Annotated in this window: 14 protein-coding genes; 9 read left to right on the forward strand and 5 right to left on the reverse strand. The window is 61.4% G+C overall.

Going from position 1 to position 16987, the window contains the following annotated elements; genetic code table 11:
- The first annotated feature begins 39 nt into the window (after positions 1-39).
- The 7 genes from BSF40_RS07675 to BSF40_RS07705 all read left to right on the forward strand — a co-directional run bounded on the left by BSF40_RS07675 (position 40) and on the right by BSF40_RS07705 (position 7792).
- Positions 40-375: a YceK/YidQ family lipoprotein gene (locus BSF40_RS07675; protein WP_095964667.1), complete on the forward strand. Its 336-nt coding sequence runs from the start codon at positions 40-42 to the stop codon at positions 373-375.
- 166 nt (positions 376-541) lie between these two features.
- Positions 542-2299, forward strand: a complete 1758-nt coding sequence (locus BSF40_RS07680) for a carbamoyltransferase (protein WP_095964668.1) — start codon at positions 542-544, stop codon at positions 2297-2299.
- Positions 2283-3413 carry a glycosyltransferase gene (locus BSF40_RS07685; protein ID WP_095964669.1) on the forward strand — a complete coding sequence of 377 codons (1131 nt, stop codon included), beginning with the start codon at positions 2283-2285 and terminating at the stop codon, positions 3411-3413. The genes BSF40_RS07680 and BSF40_RS07685 overlap by 17 nt, the downstream gene beginning before the upstream one ends.
- Positions 3413-4309: an antimicrobial resistance protein Mig-14 gene (locus BSF40_RS07690; RefSeq protein WP_095964670.1), complete on the forward strand. Its 897-nt coding sequence runs from the start codon at positions 3413-3415 to the stop codon at positions 4307-4309. Before BSF40_RS07685 ends, BSF40_RS07690 begins: the two co-directional genes overlap by 1 nt.
- A gap of 8 nt (positions 4310-4317) precedes the next feature.
- On the forward strand, positions 4318-5760 hold the full coding sequence (locus BSF40_RS07695) for a PIG-L deacetylase family protein (protein ID WP_095964812.1): 1443 nt from the start codon (positions 4318-4320) through the stop codon (positions 5758-5760).
- Positions 5757-6911: a glycosyltransferase family 4 protein gene (locus BSF40_RS07700; RefSeq protein WP_095964671.1), complete on the forward strand. Its 1155-nt coding sequence runs from the start codon at positions 5757-5759 to the stop codon at positions 6909-6911. The genes BSF40_RS07695 and BSF40_RS07700 overlap by 4 nt, the downstream gene beginning before the upstream one ends.
- Positions 6908-7792 carry a glycosyltransferase gene (locus BSF40_RS07705; protein WP_095964672.1) on the forward strand — a complete coding sequence of 295 codons (885 nt, stop codon included), beginning with the start codon at positions 6908-6910 and terminating at the stop codon, positions 7790-7792. Before BSF40_RS07700 ends, BSF40_RS07705 begins: the two co-directional genes overlap by 4 nt.
- Before the next feature lie 72 nt (positions 7793-7864).
- Here BSF40_RS07705 and BSF40_RS07710 read toward each other — a convergent pair whose 3' ends face one another.
- The gene (locus BSF40_RS07710) at positions 7865-9727 is read right to left on the reverse strand and encodes a bifunctional O-antigen ligase/aminoglycoside phosphotransferase family protein (RefSeq protein ID WP_095964673.1); all 1863 of its coding nucleotides are present in this window, start codon (positions 9725-9727) and stop codon (positions 7865-7867) included.
- 154 nt (positions 9728-9881) lie between these two features.
- Between BSF40_RS07710 and msbA the strand changes: the two genes are divergently transcribed.
- Both msbA and hldE read left to right on the forward strand, forming a co-directional pair.
- The gene (msbA, locus tag BSF40_RS07715) at positions 9882-11684 is read left to right on the forward strand and encodes a lipid A export permease/ATP-binding protein MsbA (protein ID WP_095964674.1); all 1803 of its coding nucleotides are present in this window, start codon (positions 9882-9884) and stop codon (positions 11682-11684) included.
- Positions 11685-11860: 176 nt separating this feature from the next.
- Entirely contained in the window at positions 11861-13285 is a 1425-nt protein-coding gene (gene hldE, locus BSF40_RS07720; protein ID WP_015093200.1) for a bifunctional D-glycero-beta-D-manno-heptose-7-phosphate kinase/D-glycero-beta-D-manno-heptose 1-phosphate adenylyltransferase HldE, read from the forward strand.
- A gap of 142 nt (positions 13286-13427) precedes the next feature.
- On the opposite strand, the gene BSF40_RS07725 is transcribed toward hldE, so the two are convergent.
- From BSF40_RS07725 to BSF40_RS07740, 4 genes are all read right to left on the reverse strand, one after another.
- The gene (locus BSF40_RS07725) at positions 13428-14396 is read right to left on the reverse strand and encodes a hypothetical protein (protein ID WP_007977441.1); all 969 of its coding nucleotides are present in this window, start codon (positions 14394-14396) and stop codon (positions 13428-13430) included.
- Between the two features lie 32 nt (positions 14397-14428).
- Positions 14429-15241, reverse strand: coding sequence for an aldo/keto reductase (locus BSF40_RS07730; protein ID WP_095964675.1), 813 nt, complete (start codon positions 15239-15241; stop codon positions 14429-14431).
- Entirely contained in the window at positions 15238-16413 is a 1176-nt protein-coding gene (locus BSF40_RS07735) for an FAD-binding oxidoreductase (protein ID WP_095964676.1), read from the reverse strand. The genes BSF40_RS07730 and BSF40_RS07735 overlap by 4 nt, the downstream gene beginning before the upstream one ends.
- A 201-nt stretch (positions 16414-16614) precedes the next feature.
- Entirely contained in the window at positions 16615-16947 is a 333-nt protein-coding gene (locus tag BSF40_RS07740; protein WP_007977444.1) for a multidrug efflux SMR transporter, read from the reverse strand.
- Between the last annotated feature and the right edge of the window lie 40 nt (positions 16948-16987).

Below are 16987 nucleotides of genomic sequence, written 5' to 3' on the forward strand. Positions count from 1 at the left end.
CCCGATGCTAGTTTGCCTGACGTTCTCGGAGGGCCGGCTGTGTCGATCAAAATGGCAGTTTCATCGGGTGTTTTGTCCGTGTCGCTAATGGGCTGCGGGACCGCCGCTACGGTCCTGCAGGATGAAGCCGAAGCCGCGCACGGGTTGCGCAGGCAAAAGACCTATTGCCAGTCCATCCCCCGGGTCTATAGCGGCCTCGCTTATGACTTCTGCGTATTGAACGCACCGCCCGATCCCACGGGTGTCCTTGTACCGCTCATTTTGCTCGACCTGGCCCTGTCCGGCGCACTGGACACCGCCGCCTTGCCCTACACGATTTACCGGCAGAGCGTGGACGGTAATATCCTTGTCTACTGGCGGCCTTCGCGCGGTTAAAAGTAATCGCAAGGGCACCACCCTGGTGGCTTGCCGCTTGTAGCTAGAGGCTAGCCGCTGCTTTTACGCTATAATCCCGCCCTTTAGCTGTCTCTCGCCCCTTGCGAGGGCACATTAATTTTTGAGGCGCTTGCGCCTGCATGCAGACTAAAGAGGCTAGACCCCTGTGGCATTGACGATTCTTGGCCTGTCCGGCGCCCTTAGCCATGATCCTTCCGCAGCCCTGTACATCGACGGCAAGCTGGTCGCGGCGGCTGAAGAGGAACGCTTCGTACGCGATAAACATGCAAAGAACCGCATGCCCTATGAATCGGCGAAGTTCTGCCTGGAGCAGGCTGGCATCAAGCCGTCCGACGTTGACGTCGTAGCGATTCCGTTCGCCCCGATCAGCATTTTCGGCAAGGCTCGCTGGCAGTACGCCAAGCGTTACTGGTACGCCCCGGACCGTGCACTCGACGCGATCCTGATGGGCAACCGTCGCTACAAGCGCTATCGCAACAAGATCGTCTGGTGCCTGGAGCAACTGGGCTTTGATCCGAAGAAGATCAAGATCGAGCCGGTCGAGCATCACCTGGCCCACGCCTCCAGCGCCTACCACTGCTCCGGCTTCAAAGAGAAAACCGCGATCCTGGGCATCGACGGCAAGGGCGAGTACGCCACGACCTTCTTCGGTTACGGCGAAAACGGCAAGATCCACAAGATCAAGGAATTCTTCGATCCGGACTCCCTCGGCGGCCTGTACGGCGCGATCACCGAGTTCCTCGGTTTTGACATGCTCGACGGTGAGTTCAAGGTCATGGGCATGGCGCCGTACGGCGACGCCAGCAAATACGATTTCTCGCGCCTGGCTTCGTTCGAAAACGGCGAGCTGGTGATCAACACCGACTACGCCAACGTCATCGGTCTGCGTCGCTATAAAGAGAAGGGCAAGGGTTACTACTTCTCGCCGAAGCTGATCGAGTGGCTGGGTCCCAAGCGCGAAGGCGACATCGCCGACGAGCCTTACATCCACTACGCCGCCAGCATTCAAGCGCTGTTCGAGAAAATTGCGCTGCAGATGATCGACTACTACCTGGGCGACGTGCTCAAGGAAACCGGCAAACTGGCCTACGCCGGTGGCTGTGCGTTGAACGTCAAGCTCAACCAGAAAATCATCGCCCGCGACGACGTCAAGGAGCTGTTCGTACAGCCTGCGTCCGGTGATGCCGGTACCGCGGTCGGCGCCGCGGCCTATGTGTCTCACGCCCGTGGCGTACCGGTGGAGAAAATGGAACACGTCTACCTCGGCCCGTCGTACAGCAACGAAGACGTGATCGCCGCCTGCGCCCGTCACGAGAACAAACCGACCTGGCGCAAGCTCGACAACATGCCGGAGCAGATCGCCAAAATCATGGTCGATGGCAACCCGGTGGCCTGGTTCCAGGGCCGCATGGAGTTCGGTCCGCGTGCACTGGGCGGTCGTTCGATCATCGGTTGCCCGAGCGTGCCGGGCGTGGCCGATCGCATCAACCACCAGATCAAGTTCCGCGAGCGCTGGAGGCCTTTCTGCCCGTCGATGCTCGACACCGTGGCGCCGCAGATGATCAAGATCGATCACCCGGCTCCGTTCATGACCTTCACCTTCGAAGTGGCGGAAGAATGGAAGACCCGCGTGCCGGAAGTCGTCCACGAAGACGGCACCTCCCGCGCCCAGGTGCTCAAGCGCGAATACAACCCGCGCTACTACGACATGATGAAAGCGCTGGAAGTGCTCACCGGCAACGGCGTTTCGCTCAACACCTCGCTCAACCGTCGCGGCGAACCGATGATTTGCTCGCCGACCGATGCGCTGAACATGTTCTTCGGTTCGGATCTACAGTATCTGATCATGGAAGACATCCTGGTGGTCAAAGAGGGCGCAAACGCCTATGACACGTTCGGCTGAACGTCATGTGCTGCAGTTCTGCCACGGCTATGACGGGCCGTTCCTGGACTGCGCACGGCAGTACGCCAGCCTGTTCGCCGGGACCGGTTATCGTGTGACCACGGTGTTTCTCACCGGGGTTGCCGATGCCGAAGTCGCCGCGGGCTGCGCCTCCGACGAGGTGCTGTTCATGGAGTACAGTTCCAAGGCCATTCGTGGTCTGAAACTGGGCGCCATCGGCGATCTGCGCAAGATCGCCGCGTCGCGCAACTTCAGTTTCTGCATCGCTCATCGCTTCAAGCCTATCTATATCGCCTTGCTCGGTACGTCGTTGCCGGTCATTGGTGTGCACCACGGGTTTGAAGACTACAAGCGCGGCAGCCGCAAACTGTTCGCCCATATTTTCCGCAAGCGTTTGAGCCTGCTCGGTGTGTCCGACGCGGTGCGCGACGACATGCGCAGTTGCCTGCCGAAGTGGCCGGCTTCGCGAATTCAGACGCTGTACAACCGCATCGACGTGGATGCCTTGCAAGCCACGCAGGTGTCGGCTCGCGAGGCACGGGAAACCCTCGGGCTGGCGGCGGATGTCTGGATTGTCGGCAACGTCGGACGCCTGCATCCGGACAAGGACCAGGCCACGCTGCTCGATGGTTTCGCCGAAGCATTGCCGCAGTTACCGGCCAACAGCCAGTTGGTGATTCTCGGCAAGGGGCGCCTGGAGGAAGACCTCAAGGCTCAGGCCCGCGAGCTGGGTATCGGCGACCGGGTGCTGTTCCTCGGTCAGGTGCCGGATGCGCGCAACTATTTCCGCGCCTTCGATGTGTTCGCCCTGAGTTCCGATCACGAACCGTTCGGCATGGTACTGCTGGAGGCCATGGCCGCCGGCGTACCTTTGCTCGCCACGGCGTGCGGCGGCGCGAAAGAAGTGGTCGAGGGCGTGGGTATCCTGTTCCCCTTGGGCGATGCCGGACATCTGGCCCAGGGCCTGCAACACCTGGCTGCCATGGATGATCAGCAACGCCGGCAGTGTGCCGAGATGATGCTCGAGCGCTTGCGCGAACGCTTTTCCGACCGCGCAGTGCGCGATGCTTTCTGGCACTTGCCGCACGTTACCGAACTGGCACAGAGGGGCTGATGCTCAACCGATTTCAAGGCTGGCGCGAGCGTGGCTGGGCGGTAGTCGACGCCTCGACTTACGCCGAAACCTGGCAGCGTTATGGCGGCAGCGTCGCAACTCATCCCATGGTGGTCGAGCGCCTGGCGCAACTGGCCGACATCCCGGTGCGCTACCTGGCCTGGATGCAGGGTGATGAGGTCAAGGCGGCGATCCCGACCTGGGGTCGCGACCTGGCCTTGTCCAAGGACGTGCTCAAGCGTCGCGGCAAGAAAGGCCTGTTCGACCTGGGCAACGCCGAGATCATCCTGCCGGCCGCGGCCGATACCCAGGCGCCTTTGCGCCATCGCGGGCGCTATCTGTCGGCGTTGAACGAGGGGCGGTTCACCGGCATCCGGTTGCAGGCCGAGCAACTGGCCATGGCTCGTACCCCCGAGGAGCTGTCGAAGAAGTTTCGCTACAACCAGCGCCGCGAATTGCGCTTGCTGGAAGAGGCCGGGGGTGTGGTGCGGCCGGTATCCGAATTCTCCAGCGCTGAGTTGGCGGCGATTTATTGCGACCTGTTCCAGCGCCGTTGGGGCTTCCCGGCGACGGGTGCCGAACGCATGGCCGAGGTCATCGAGTTGCTGCGCGAGTTGCTGATCGGTTCGGTGATTTTTCTCAACGATGCGCCGATTGCGATTCAATTGGTGTACCGCGTCGAAACTTCGCAGTGGATCAGCGTCGAGTACATCAACGGCGGGGTCGATCCCGAGACTCGCGAGTTCAGCCCCGGCAGCGTACTGAGTTTTCTCAATACGCAAAGCGCTTGGGAGCATGCCCGGGCGCTGGACAAGCCGTTGCGTTTTTCTTTCGGTCGCGCCGACCGTGAATACAAGGATCGCTGGTGCAACCCTGTGCCGGTCTTCACCGTATGAGCCAAGCCATGAGCCGCAAACAGCAACTGCTCAAGCGCCATCGGCGCACTAAACGCATCGGCCTGTTGATTGCGCTGGTGCTGTTGATCGTCATCGGTGTGCTGGTGGCCTGGTGGTTGCCGCTGGTGCTGGCGGTTCTCGGCTGGATTGCCCACGAAGCCTGGTTTGCAGATCATCTGTTCTACTCGCCGAAAGACGATTACCAGTACAGCTTTCCTCCGTACACGCCACAGCCCAAGGTGCACCTGAGCGGTGAACATTTGCGGCTGGACGAGGGCGTGATGCTGGTCGACGACGCGACGCTGGTGTTGGCCCTGCGGGTAAAAAGCACCTGGCTGGGGCGGTTTATCGATCCGGTGGTCGAGTTGGCGGGGGGCGAAAATCCTGACCGGCAAACCTTCGAGCGGGGCGTGAACGGCCTGCGTTACCTCAATCTCAGTGGTCAGGCCCAGGCGCTGTCCCGTGGTGACCTGCGCTTGCGAGGGCGTTTCTGTCACGTGCTCGGCGAGCCTGTGCTGTGGGCGTTCGAGCATCCGGATTACCGGCGTCAGCGGGTGATGGTCATCGCGCCCCACGCCGATGACGCCGAGCTGGCGGCCTACGGTTTGTACAGCCAGGCCGACGAAACCTGGATCGTCACACTGACTGCCGGTGAAATCGAAGCCGAACACTATCGGCAGATGGGTCTGAACAAGGTCGATGCGGCCCGCTTGAAAGGCCGTCTGCGTACCTGGGACAGCATTGCCGTGCCGCGTTGGGCCGGTGTGCCCGAGGCTCACTGCGTACAGCTGGGTTATTTCTGTCTGCAACTGGCGAGCATGCAGGCCGCGCCAGCCGTGGCGGCGGGATCGCGGGAAGCCGACCTGAGCGACACCCGGCTGTTCCGCCAGTTGAACCCTTTCGCGCTACCGGGCGATGCCGATGGCGCGCCGACCTGGAACAATCTGCTGGCGGATCTGCGTGAGTTGCTGCTGCGGGCCCGACCCGAAGTCATCGTGCTGCCGCATCCGACCCTGGATCCGCATCCCGATCATATCTGCGCCCAGGCGGCAGTCCTCGAGGCCTTGCAAGGCCTGGACTGGCAACCGACCACGCTGTTGGGCTACGCCAACCACTTGCACGACAACGACCGTTGGCCGATGGGCGATAGCGGTGACGGCATCGCCTTGCCGCCGGCCTTCGATCCGGCCCGGCCGATGCAGCCTTATTGCCTGCCGATGCCGCTGGAGCAACAGCGGGACAAGGCCATGGCGTTGGGCATGATGCACGACCTGCAGCCGCCGATGCCGTTCAAGCGCCGCCTGCGTCGCCTGATCCAGCGGTTGTTGGCTGGCCGGGTACCGCCCACCTATGGCGAGAACGAATTCTTTCGCAAGGCCGTCCGACGCCATGAGCTTTTGTGGTCCATCAAGCACACACCAGGTAATGTTTCTCAGCGGGGAGAGTTATGAGTCAGCGGTCAAAGGTCCTGCAGCTGCAGCCTGACTACAACGTCAAAGCCCATGATTTCGCCGACCTCGCGGAGCAAATCGTCAAGGCCCTGCCCACCGATCGATATGAAGTGACCGCCGCGTTTCTGCGGGGCAAACCCGGGCCGGGCGAAGCGGTGAGCCGGGCCGATCGTTCGGTGTACTTCGAGTTTTCCGACAAGTCCCTCAAGGGCATGCGCCTGCGGGCGATGTGGCAGCTGTACAAGTTCTGCCGCCGGGAAAAATTCGATGTGGTGATCTGCAACCGCTTCAAGCCGGTGAACATGATGCTGGCGCTCAACCGCTGGTTGAAAGTGCCGTTGTGCATTGGCATTTCCCACGGCTTTGGCGAGTACGACCGTTTTTACCGACGCCGCCAGACCCAGCGCCTCATCGATCGTCACTGGCGTTTCGTCGGCGTGTCGCCAGCGGTCAAGCAGTATCTGCTGGACTGCGACTGTGGCTTCACCGACCAGAATACCTATGCCATCACCAACGCCATCGACATCGAGCAGGCCGAGGCTTTGCAGCACAGCCGCGAGAAAGCCCGTGAAATGCTCGGCATCGATCCGTCGGTACGGCTGATCGGTGCACTGGGGCGGCTGGTGCCGGTCAAGGGCCATATCTATTTGCTGCAGGCCTTTGCCGCGCTCAAGGACAAATACCCGAATACCCAGCTGGCGATCATCGGTGCCGGCCGCGAAGAGTCGCGCCTGGCTGCGGAAATCGACCGCCTCGGCCTCAGCGGTCGTGCCCATTTGCTGGGGTTCAAGGAAATCGCCCTGCAGTACATTCGCGCGTTCGACATCTGGACCATGCCATCCCTGGCCGAAGGCCTCGGGCTGGCGCTGCTAGAAGGCATGAGCGGGCATTTGCCGGTGATTGCCTCGAACGTGCCGGCCATGTTGCCGCTCATCGAGGGGGCCGGTGGCCTGGCGATTACGCCCAAGGATGTGCCGACGCTGCAGGCTGCGCTGGACACCTACCTCGGGCTGTCGGATGACGAACTCAAGGCCAAGGGCGAGCAGGCTTTCCGCTATCTGCAACAACACCATGACATCGAGGAGTTCCGTCGCGAATACCTCAATCTGATCGACTCCGGCCTGGAACAGGCCCGCAAGGAACAGCCATGAACGACGCGCAACCCATCGTCACGGTCATTATCGCGTCGTACAACCACGGCCCCTACATCGAGCAGAGCATTCTCAGCGTCCTCAACCAGACCTATCGAAACATTGAGTTGCTGGTGATCGACGATGGCTCGAAGGACGACAGCGTCGAGCGGATCAAGGCGTTGCAGGCCACCCATGGTTTCGACTTTCGGGTCCAGGAAAACCAGGGGCTGACCAACACCCTCAATGGGGCGATTGCCCGGGCAAAGGGCAGCCTGATCGTGCCGTTCGGTTCGGATGACATCATGTTGCCGGAGCGAATCGCCATCCAGGTCGCACATATGGGCGGCAAGCCCGAGGTCGGCATTTGCGCCGGCAACATCGAGCTGATCGATGCCGACGGCAACCTCTACCCGGAGAAGCGCCAGCGCCGGGATGTGCCGTTCCGTCGCCTGGACTTCGATGACATGTTCCTGGAGCGCAAGCCCTATCCTCCGGCACCCACCCTGATGATCCGGCGCGAAGCGCTGGAGAAGGTGGGCGGTTTCGACCCGACCATTCGCCTGGAAGATTTGCTGATCGAGTTGAAGGTGACCCATGCCGGTTACTTCATCGATGGTCTGAACGTGTTGATGGCGCGCTATCGCAAGCACGCCACCAACTCCTACAAGAACCACCGCTTCATGATCGACAGCATCCTGCGCACCTACGCACTCTTCAGCGATCACCCGCTGTACGACGAGGTGCGCTACAAGTTTCTCAATTCCATGTTCCTCAAGACCGCCAACCGTGATCGCAAGCTGGCGCGTGAGTTGCTGGCGCAGATTCCTTTCAAGGCCTGGAACAAGAAAACCTGGCGCGGGTTGGGCCGGATGTATTTCTCACGGCTGGAGAAAGACTGAGCCAGGGGTTGGATGCGATCGCGATAACCGGCCGGTAGGCCGTCATCGCGATCAGCGGGCTGGTTTACGTCATCAGTGAGCCTGGGTCGAAGGGCTCCCGGCCAGCACTTGCCTGTGCAAATTATCCACGTCGGCTTTCGAGGCCACCGCGGCGTATCCCTGCAGCAGCGCTTCGAAGTGGTCCTCGAACAGCCAACGCCGATCTTCTGCGTAGCGCTGCATGTGGCGCAGATTGCGTCGACGCAGGGAAGGGCTCAGTGATGACGGGTAGATTCGCAGGTCGGCCAGGTCGATCAGGCCGAACTCGCCGTCCTCCAGCACCAGCACATTGCCCAGGTGCAGTGAACGGAAGTAGATCCCTTTCTGATGCAGTTGAGCCATGAACTTGCCGAAGCGCTCCACCAGTGCCTGGCGCACTGCCGGGGCGGTGATGCCTTGCAGGATCTGGCGTAGCGTGTTGCCCGGCAACGGCGAGTAGTGCACAGCGGTGCTGCCGTCTTCGAACCGGTAGAGATCGAGGATTTGCGGGGTCGGGATGCCCAGGCCGCGCAGTTGCATACTGTTGACGGCAAAACGATCGGAATAGGGCGTGAAACTGCCCGAGGTATACCAGCGGCGACGGCGGAACAGCTTGAGAAAGCTGCCGTCGGTCAGGCGCAGGACTTTGGGGCCCAAGCCGTCTTCTTCGATGACCCGGGCATCGGCTGTCAGCTGCTGCAGGGCGCTTGGCGTCGCGGTCTTGATCGGCAAGTCCAGCAGGCGTCTGGCCCGTTGATTGATGCTCAATGCGGCAACCAGCGCCAGGGGGATCCACAGCAGGAACCAGTGCTCCTTGGGGCGCGAGATAATCCCGCCACCTTCAGTCAGGCCCGCGCCGATGCCGAAGGCCAGCCAGGTGGAGGCAATGATGAACAGCGGTTGCACGCGATGGCGCTGGCTACTGATGAGGCCCCATGCAAGGAAGAACAACCATGGCAGCAGGCCGATAATGCCGACGTAGTAGAGCACGCCCAAGGCAAAGCTATGGGGTTCTTGCAGGGAGTAGCCGACGCCCGGGTCCAGGCTCAACTTGGCGTTGTAGCCATGTCCGATCCACGGATGTTCAGCGACCTTGCCCAGGGTCAATTGCCAGAGCTCGATGCGGAAGGAGCTGCCTCTTGCGACGATTTTGTCGGTAAATAGCGCGAAAGTCGCCGTTCCGGCGATGAACATGGAGGCAAGCAAGAGGGCCGAGCGTCGATTCCAGCAGATGAAACACAGCCACAGCGCCGCGATCACCAGTGCAACCAGTGGCGTCCTGGAACCGGTGGCCAGCACGGCGGCGAACATGATCGCCATCGCTGGCAAGCTCAACCAAAGTATCCGGGGGCGCTTGCAGGTCATGCTCAGGCTTAGCCAGTAAGTACAGAAAAAGCCGAAGACGTGGGAGCTGAGCAGTGGATTGTCGAACGCGCCGACACCGATCAGGCGCATTTCCGGTTGGTAGATCAGGCCGAACCTGTACAGGTTGTAGGCAGAGACGATCAGCGCCAGCGTCGCGGCGCAGAACAGCAGGGGCTGAATGATTTCGCTGCGATGGCGCACCAGCAGGTAGCAGCCAACGAACAGCATCAGGGTATGCAGTGACGGTTTGATCTGACCGGCGGGGACGTCATTTTCCGGCCCCCAGTTCAGGCTGAGCAATGCCCACCCCACAAATAGCAGGACTGCAACGACGATCGGTTCGTGCAGCAGCTCCTTGGCGAGCCGCGGTCGCAAGCACAGTGCAATCAGCGCCGGAATGCTGAACAGGCCATAGTAGAGCTTGTGATGCTCACTGCGCCCCGGCAGGAAAAACAGTGCACAAAGCAGCAATAAGTAACCGAGTGGAAGGATCCACAAACAAATTAAATCGAAGATTCTGTTGGGCGTGCTGTTCAAAGCGTTTAATTGCATGCTGAGTAACTTATTCCTGAATTGAGCGACCGTACCAAGGCAGGGGTAGCGGGTGGCTATTTGACGCGCCACAATACACAGACTGTATGCGATTGCCAGAACCCTGGGGAAGCTGTGCTAAAGTCAGCGTCCTTTTCATCGACATTCGCGTGATATGACCGACTCCAGTCTCTGCGCAAGCCCATCGAGCTTGAAAATCTACTTCCGTCTGCTCGGCTATGTCCGGCCGTATATCAGCCTGTTCCTGATCAGCATCGTCGGTTTTCTGATTTTCGCTTCGACGCAGCCAATGCTGGGCTACATCCTCAAGTACTTCGTCGACGGTCTATCCAATCCTGAAGCGGCGCTGTTTCCAACCGTACCCTACCTGCGCGACCTGCAACTGCTGCAGGCGGTGCCGTTGCTGATCATCCTGATCGCCGCGTGGCAGGGGCTGGGGTCGTACCTGGGCAACTACTTCCTGGCCAAGGTTTCCCTGGGCCTGGTCCATGACTTGCGGGTCCAGCTGTTCAACAACCTGCTGGTGTTGCCGAACCGGTATTTCGACAAGCATAACTCGGGGCACCTGATTTCACGTATCACCTTCAACGTGACCATGGTCACGGGGGCGGCAACAGATGCGATCAAGGTCGTAATTCGTGAAGGCATGACGGTGGTCTTCCTGTTTGCCTCGCTGTTGTTCATGAATTGGCGCCTGACACTGGTGATGGTCGCTATCCTGCCGCTGATTGCCCTCATGGTGCGCACGGCCAGCAAGAAATTCCGCAAGCAGAGCAAGAAAATCCAGCTGGCCATGGGAGACGTGACGCACGTGGCGTCCGAAACGATCCAGGGCTATCGCGTGGTGCGCAGTTTCGGCGGTGAAAAGTACGAAGAGAAACGCTTCTTCGACGCCAGTCAGGGCAATACCGACAAGCAATTGCGCATGACCCGCACCGGCGCCATCTATACGCCGCTGCTGCAACTGGTGATCTACACCGCCATGGCCGTGCTGATGTTCCTGGTGCTGTTCCTGCGGGGCGATGCGTCCGCCGGCGACATGGTCGCCTACATCACCCTGGCCGGCCTGCTGCCCAAGCCGATTCGCCAGCTGTCCGAAGTCAGCTCGACCATTCAGAAAGGTGTGGCCGGTGCCGAAAGTATCTTCGAGCAACTGGATGTCGAGCCTGAAGTCGATACCGGTACCGTCGAGCGCGATGTCGTCAGCGGCCGCCTGGACGTGCGCAACCTCAGCTTCACCTACCCTGACACCGAGCGCCAGGTGCTCAATGACATCAGTTTCTCGGTCGAACCCGGGCAAATGGTGGCGCTGGTGGGGCGTTCGGGCAGCGGCAAGTCGACCCTGGCCAACCTGATTCCGCGTTTCTATCACCACGACAAGGGCGAAATCCTCATCGATGGCGTCGAGGTGGAACAGTACAAGCTGTTGAACCTGCGTCGGCATATCGCCCAGGTGACTCAGCACGTGACCCTGTTCAGCGACACGGTGGCCAACAACATCGCCTATGGCGACCTGGCTGGCGCACCCCGTGAGGACATTGAAAAAGCGGCCAAGGATGCCTACGCAATGGACTTCATTGCTCAATTGCCCGAAGGCCTGGACACCCAGGTCGGGGAAAACGGCGTGTTGCTCTCCGGTGGCCAGCGTCAACGCCTGGCGATTGCCCGGGCGCTGTTGAAGAATGCCCCGCTGCTGATTCTCGACGAGGCGACTTCGGCACTCGATACCGAGTCCGAGCGGCATATCCAGGCCGCCCTGGATCAGGTCATGAAAGGTCGCACCACGCTGGTGATCGCTCACCGCTTGTCGACCATCGAGAAGGCCGACCTGATCCTGGTCATGGATCAGGGGAAAATCGTCGAGCGCGGCACCCACGAGCAACTGCTGGCGCAAAACGGCTACTACTCGCGCCTCAACGCGATGGGCCTCGACGCCCCGGCCGAAGACATCGCCTGACCCCGAAAGGGCGAGCCTGGCTCGCCCTTTCGTGCCGGTGCCGTCGCCTGACGGTTCTTTTGCTCAAAAAATGAGCAAAAATACCCGGCAACTCATCCCGTTGCAGCCACCGCACAAGCCGACGCCAACCCTGTGTTAATATCGCGCCCCTGTTCATTCTGTATGTGGGTTGCACCATGAAGTTGTCCATGCCGCGATTCGATCAAGCCCCTGTCTTGGTGGTCGGCGATGTCATGCTCGACCGTTACTGGCATGGTGGTACCTCACGGATTTCCCCTGAGGCGCCGGTGCCGGTGGTCAAGGTCGATCACATCGAGGACCGCCCGGGTGGCGCTGCCAACGTTGCCTTGAACATTGCCGCCCTGGGGGCTCCCGCCTCGCTGGTCGGTGTAACCGGCGACGATGAAGCCGCCAATAGCCTGGTCAACAGCCTCAAGGGCGCTGGCGTGCGGGCTATCTTCCAGCGCATTGCGCACCAGCCGACCATCGTCAAGCTGCGGGTCATGAGTCGTCACCAGCAACTGCTGCGTATCGACTTCGAAGAACCCTTCGCCACCGACGCGCTGGCGCTGGCCGCGCAGGTCGACGAGTTGCTCGAAGGCATCAAGGTGCTGGTGCTGTCCGACTACGGCAAAGGCGCATTGAAAAATCATCAGGCGCTGATCCAGGCCGCCCGGGCCCGCGGCATTCCGGTGCTGGCCGATCCAAAGGGCAAGGATTTTTCGATCTACCGTGGCGCAAGCCTGATCACGCCGAACCTCAACGAATTCGAAACCATCGTCGGTGGTTGCGCCGATGAGCACGATCTGGTCAACAAGGGCGCGCAACTGATGCACGACCTGGACCTCGGTGCCTTGCTGGTGACCCGTGGCGAGCACGGCATGACCTTGCTGCGTCCGGATCATCCGGCGCTGCACCTGCCGGCCCGTGCCCGCGAAGTGTTCGACGTGACCGGTGCCGGCGATACCGTGATTTCCACCCTGGCAGCAGCGATTGCCGCGGGTGAAGAGCTGCCTCACGCAGTGGCCCTGGCCAACCTGGCGGCCGGTATCGTGGTCGGCAAGCTCGGTACGGCGGCCATCAGTGCACCGGAACTGCGTCGTGCAATCCAGCGCGCGGAGGGTTCCGAGCGCGGTGTGTTGGGTCTTGAGCAGCTGTTGCTGGCAGTCGATGATGCCCGCGCGCATAACGAGCGGATCGTGTTCACCAACGGTTGCTTCGACATCCTGCATGCCGGCCACGTGACCTATCTGGAACAGGCGCGGGCCCAGGGCGATCGCCTGATCGTCGCGATCAACGACGACGCATCGGTCAGCCGCCTGAAAGGGCCGGGCCGTCCGATCAACAGTGTCGACCGGCGCATGGCGGTGCTGGCCGGGTTGGGCGCAGTGGACTGGGTCATCAGCTTCCCGGAAGGCACCCCGGAAAACCTGCTGAGCGCGATCAAGCCGGACGTGCTGGTCAAGGGAGGCGACTACGGGATCGACCAGGTGGTCGGCGCGGACATCGTGACGGCCTACGGCGGTACCGTGAAAGTGCTGGGCCTGGTGGAAAATAGCTCCACCACGGCGATTGTCGAGAAGATCCGCAAGTCCGAATAAGGCTATAAAAGATCGCATCCTCTGTAGGAGCGAGCTTGCTCGCGATGAACTCAGCGGCACCGCATTCAATCAGTCAACACGCGGTATCGTTCACGTCCATCGCGAGCAAGCTCGCTCCTACAGGGGCTGCGATCTTTTGATTTTAAGAGCTGACCTTCTTGCGCGGCACGATTTTCTTCAGCAGCAGCTTGGCCTTCCCGCGCAATCGCGCCAAACCCGAATCCTTCCCCGGCGGGGTCAACCCCTGCTGCCTCACCCAGTCCTTCCAGCGGATTCGTTCATCGCGCACCAGCCAGCCTTCCTGTCGGGCAAAACTCTCGGCCAGGTACAGGCCGCGGGTGCTGGCCGGGTGCAGTTGATCCTTTTTCAGGGTGTAGAGCTCAGCCATCGGGTGGCCGTCCTGCAAGGGCATCAAGTACAGGTCGGGGCGCTTGCGGTCGAGACGGGCGACGAGTTGATCGCCTTCCAGCCTTTCATCGACATGGAACAGACTCAGGGACTTGGCTTCCTTGGGAACGTCCAGGCGCAGGTCGTAAATCAGTTGCAGCGACGCTGTCGGCAAATGCACGTAAGCCCGCGGACGCTCCATCAACGTCAGGTTGGCGCAACGCACCGGCCGCGCCGAGCCGGACAGTGGCGACAAGCGAAATGGCAGGGCTTCGCGGTAATGCAGGGCGGCCGAGTAGGGTGCCGGCAGCCAGGTGTCATTGAACCGGCCACCGAGCCAGCCCTCCGGGGTTTCCAGCAGGCATTCTTCGGCAATCTCCTGGATCGCCGTGTGCAGGGGAAGGTTCAGTTCGTGGGCCGGCACGTAACCGGAGATCAACTTGAGCACCACGTCGCCACGGTCCTGCCGACGCTGACGCACCAGCACCCAGTAGTCGCGATTCTGCCAATGCAGGGTCAGGCGCACCGAGACCCCGAGATTGGCCAGTTCCAGGGCAAATCGTTCGCTGTCGCCGACCGTGACCGGCCGACGACGTTGCAGGGTCTGGGAGAAATTCAGCGGCCTGCCGACGCTCTGGTAGCTCAGGCCTTCAGGAGTCGCTTCGACGAATAACGGCAGGGTCTTGAAGTTGCTCGGGTTCTTTCTGATGAGCGTGCGCGACATGTCGGCTCCTGCTTAAGGCCGCGTGAGCGGCGTCAGTGGCTACGTAGGACCTGGGCAACGGTCGCGACATTGTGGGCGAGGTGCAGCGGATTGATGGTCCCGACAATAGCACTGGCAACACCCGGATGTTCAAACAGCAACTCGAAACTGGCGCGCACCGGGTCCACGCCCGGACTCAGGCATACGTGACCGCTGGCGAGGGCTTTCTTGACCAGAATGGCTTTGCCGTGTGCAGCAGCATAGTCAATGACGGCCTTCTCGTTTTGTTCGTTCAGATTGTAGGTGACCATCGCGCAGTCGCCTTGCTCCAGCGCTTTCAATCCGCCTTCGACGGTCTTGCCGGAAAACCCGAAGCCGCCAATCTTGCCTTCGGCCTTGAGTTCGGCGAGGGTTTCGTAGACTTCGCAGTCATTGAGGATCGCGAGGTCGTTGCCATCGGAGTGCACCAGCACCAGGTCGATGAAGTCCGTTTCCAAGCGTTGCAGGCTGCGCTCTACCGACATGCGCGTGTGTGCCGCACTGAAGTCATGACGGGACTGGCCGTTGGCAAACTCTTCACCCACCTTGCTGACAATCACCCAATCCTGACGCTGACCGCGCAGCAGCGGGCCGAGGCGTTCTTCGCTGCGACCATAGGCCGGGGCCGTGTCGATCAGGTTGATGCCCAGGTCGCGGGCAAGCTTGAGCAGCATGCGCGCTTCATCGTCATCGGGAATCCGGAAGCCGTTGGGGTATTTCACGCCTTGGTCGCGGCCCAGTTTCACCGTGCCCAGGCCCAGGGGTGAAACCAGCAGGCCGCTGCTGCCCAGCGGGCGATGCAAGTCATGCAGGGTCGGTTGGCTCATGGCAGTAGTTGCTCCCAGGCCGGTACGCCCATCGGCGGCTTTGGCAGTTCAGGCAGCGCTGCCGGGTGGCCTGGCTGGATACCGTCGCGGGTCAGGCTGGCGATGACCCGGTCAGCGAAGTCCGGCGCCAGGGCGAGTTTGGTTGGCCAGCCCACCAGCAGCCGGCCTTCTTCTGCGAGAAACGCATTGTCGGGGCGGGTCAGGCCCGATTGCAGGGGTTCGGCACGATCCACGCGCAGGGTGGCCCACTGTACCGTGCTCAAGTCGATCCACGGCAGCAACTGGCCGAGTTCTTTCTGCGCGGTGGCGATTTGCTCCGCAGGCTCTCGGAGCACGCCTTCGCTTTCGGCGATGTCGCCACCCATGTACCAGACCCATTGACCGTCGGCGGCCGGGTGGGTGGTGACGGTAATGCGCGGTTTGGTGCCGCCGCCCAGGCAATGGGCGTACAGCGGTTTGAGGCTTGGCCCCTTGGCGATGATCATGTGCAGTGGTCGACGCTGCATCGCCGGCTCGCTGAGGCCCAATGCTTCGAGCAGTTGCGCCGTGCCTGCGCCGGCGCTCAAGACGATGCGCTGGGCGCGGATCTCGCGCTCATCGACGATCAGGCCGACCAGCTTGCCACCTTCCAGCAGCGGTTCGATTTTCTGCCCGGCGAGCAAGCCGTCACCGGCGAGGTCGGCCAGGCGCTGGATCAGGCTCGGTACATCGACCACCAGTTCCGCCAGGCGATAGACCTTGCCCTTGAAGCGCTTGTCTTGCAGCGCGGGCGGCAACTGGTCGCCCTTGACCTGATCGACGCGACCGCGCACGGCCTTGCTGGCGAAGAAACTGGTCAGGTTGCCGGCGAGGGTGCCAGGGGACCACAGGTAATGGGCTTCGGAGAGCAGGCGCACACCAGACAGGTCCAGCTCGCCGTCACCGGCCAGGGCTTCACGCCAGCGGCGCGGCATATCGGCGATGGCTTCCGAAGCGCCGGTCAGGGCGCCGTGCAATGCGTACTTGGCACCACCGTGGATAATGCCCTGGGACTTCAGGGTCTGCCCGCCGCCGAGGCTGGCGCTTTCCACCAGCACGGTCGAAAAACCCTGGCGGCGCAGGCGCGCGTTCAGCCAGAGGCCGGCGACACCAGCGCCGACAATCAGAACGTCGGTGGAAATAACGGATGGCATGCAGCGACCTCTGTGTTCAAGACGAGGGCGCAGTATACAGACTCGAAGATTGGAGGGGCTGACGCCAGTACTCTCGAGCTAACGAGTAACCCTGTGGGAGCGAGCTTGCTCGCGATAGCGGTGGGTCAGTCAACATTGATGTTGAATTCCATGCCGTCATCGCGAGCAAGCTCGCTCCCACAGGGGCGCGCGTTTCGAGTTCTAATGCCCTGCAGTCTTGGAGAAGAGCTGGATGACCACAACCCCCAGAACAATCAACGCCATCCCCAGCATCGCCGGAACATCCAGTTTCTGCCCGTAGATAAACAGTGCCGCGACGCTGACCATCACGATCCCCATGCCGGCCCATACGGCATACGCCACACCCACGGGAACGCTGCGCACCACCAGGGTCAGCATCCAGAAGGCAATGCCGTAGCCGAGGATGACCAGCACCAGTGGCAGCGGGGTGCTGAGACCTTTGACGGCTTTCATCGAAACAGTGGCAATCACTTCGGCGCAGATGGCAATGGCCAGGTAGTAGTAAGCGGTCATGGGTCAATCCTCGTGTGAAGTGTTGCTCTCTGAGGTCGGC

The organism is Pseudomonas sp. ACN5, assembly GCF_002303975.1.
In the GTDB taxonomy this organism is placed as follows: Bacteria; Pseudomonadota; Gammaproteobacteria; order Pseudomonadales; family Pseudomonadaceae; genus Aquipseudomonas; species Aquipseudomonas laurylsulfatiphila.

Bases quoted from the DNA above. Each gene is read 5' to 3' on its own strand.
- BSF40_RS07690 (WP_095964670.1), top strand. From the start codon at position 3,413: ATGCTCAACCGATTTCAAGGCTGGCGCGAGCGTGGCTGGGCGGTAGTC.
- BSF40_RS07725 (WP_007977441.1), bottom strand. From the start codon at position 14,396: ATGTCGCGCACGCTCATCAGAAAGAACCCGAGCAACTTCAAGACCCTG.
- BSF40_RS07710 (WP_095964673.1), bottom strand. From the start codon at position 9,727: ATGCAATTAAACGCTTTGAACAGCACGCCCAACAGAATCTTCGATTTA.
- msbA (WP_095964674.1), top strand. From the start codon at position 9,882: ATGACCGACTCCAGTCTCTGCGCAAGCCCATCGAGCTTGAAAATCTAC.
- BSF40_RS07700 (WP_095964671.1), top strand. From the start codon at position 5,757: ATGAGTCAGCGGTCAAAGGTCCTGCAGCTGCAGCCTGACTACAACGTC.
- BSF40_RS07695 (WP_095964812.1), top strand. From the start codon at position 4,318: ATGAGCCGCAAACAGCAACTGCTCAAGCGCCATCGGCGCACTAAACGC.
- BSF40_RS07740 (WP_007977444.1), bottom strand. From the start codon at position 16,947: ATGACCGCTTACTACTACCTGGCCATTGCCATCTGCGCCGAAGTGATT.
- BSF40_RS07685 (WP_095964669.1), top strand. From the start codon at position 2,283: ATGACACGTTCGGCTGAACGTCATGTGCTGCAGTTCTGCCACGGCTAT.
- BSF40_RS07705 (WP_095964672.1), top strand. From the start codon at position 6,908: ATGAACGACGCGCAACCCATCGTCACGGTCATTATCGCGTCGTACAAC.
- BSF40_RS07730 (WP_095964675.1), bottom strand. From the start codon at position 15,241: ATGAGCCAACCGACCCTGCATGACTTGCATCGCCCGCTGGGCAGCAGC.
- BSF40_RS07735 (WP_095964676.1), bottom strand. From the start codon at position 16,413: ATGCCATCCGTTATTTCCACCGACGTTCTGATTGTCGGCGCTGGTGTC.
- hldE (WP_015093200.1), top strand. From the start codon at position 11,861: ATGAAGTTGTCCATGCCGCGATTCGATCAAGCCCCTGTCTTGGTGGTC.